Consider the following 1,214-nt stretch of genomic DNA (forward strand, 5'->3'; position numbering starts at 1 on the left):
CGGGCCGCGGAAGGAACCGGGAGGCGGACCGCGACAGGAACCGGGGGCGGAACCGGGGAGCGGGTCGGGGGCGCAGCCCAGGGGCGGACCGGGGGCGGTACGCGCCGTCCCGGTGGGAGCGGGGGCGGAGCGCTCATCGGTCGGTGCCCAGGATGGTCAGCCACGGGTCGTCCTCCCCTTCGGTCTCCTCCGCGGTCTCCTCGGCGCGGGCCTGGCGGGCGCGGAAGGCCCGGGCGTCGGCGCGGGCGCGCCGGCGCATCTCGCGGTACTGGTCGCGGACCGTGCCCAGCCGCCGGTGGGCGCTGTGTTCGCGGGCGACGCGCTCCTCCGTGTCATGCGCCAGCGCGTGGCGGGCGAGGCGGCGCTGCCGGTAGGTGGCGCGCAGCCGTTCGCGCTCCTCCGCGTGGGCGGCCCGGCGGGCGACGCGGACGTCCTCGGTGTCGTCGGGGACGTCGTCGTTGCCGGAGTGCTGCCAGGAGCGGTAGGCCATGGTGACCAGGAACGCGGTGACGGCCAGCGTGATGACGATGGCGGTGAGGATGAACGCCTGCGGCAGCGGGTCGGGCATCGCTTCCGGGTCCGAGCCGGGGTGGAGGAGGGCGGCGCGTCCCGCCGGGCCCGAGGTGGCCAGGACGAGGATGTTGACGCCGTTCCCGACGAGGACGGCGCCGAGGACGATACGAGTGAGGGGGCGGGTCAGCAGCAGCGCGGTGCCCGCGGCGAACAGGACACCGCCACAGCCCAGCAGGGCGAACGTCCCCGTCATCCGTCCCCCTCCCCCGGCCGCCGCCCGGCGTCCCGCTGGGCGCGCTCGTGCTCCACACCGCGGTCGATCTGGGCGCCCAGACTGCGCAGGACGTCCAGGACGACACCGAGCACCAGCAGGTAGACGCCGGTGTCGAAGAGGACGGGGCTGGCTGCGTGGTACGGGCCGGCCGGCCACAGGTCGCCGGTGATCTTCCCGGCCGCCAGGACGCCGCCGCCCAGCCCGAGCCCGGCCAGGCCGGTACCGGTGAGGATCAGCAGCCCGAGGCCGAGGAGGAAGCCCGCGTCCACCGGGGCCGCGGCCGCCAGCTCCAGGCGTCCGCCCGCCAGGTAGCGCACGGCCAGCGCGAGTCCGGCGACGAGCCCCGCGGTGAAGCCGCCGCCGGGCAGGTTCTCGGCGGAGAAGAGCAGGTAGAGGGAGAGCACCAGGATCGGGTGGAAGACCAGCC

General features: G+C 76.2%; 2 protein-coding genes. Both read right to left on the minus strand.

Annotated features, from left to right (window positions below; all coding sequences use genetic code 11):
- Positions 1 to 133 precede the first annotated feature (133 nt).
- Positions 134 to 766 (minus strand): Na(+)/H(+) antiporter subunit C, encoded by a 633-nt coding sequence (locus tag FM076_RS07745; RefSeq protein ID WP_173869196.1) that lies wholly within the window; start codon positions 764 to 766, stop codon positions 134 to 136.
- The coding region (locus FM076_RS07750; RefSeq protein WP_274598793.1) for an MnhB domain-containing protein at positions 763 to 1,214 on the minus strand (452 nt) is incomplete at its 5' end. The genes FM076_RS07750 and FM076_RS07745, both read right to left, overlap by 4 nt.

The organism is Streptomyces albus subsp. chlorinus, assembly GCF_013302895.1.
Taxonomy (GTDB): domain Bacteria; phylum Actinomycetota; class Actinomycetes; order Streptomycetales; family Streptomycetaceae; genus Streptomyces; species Streptomyces chlorinus.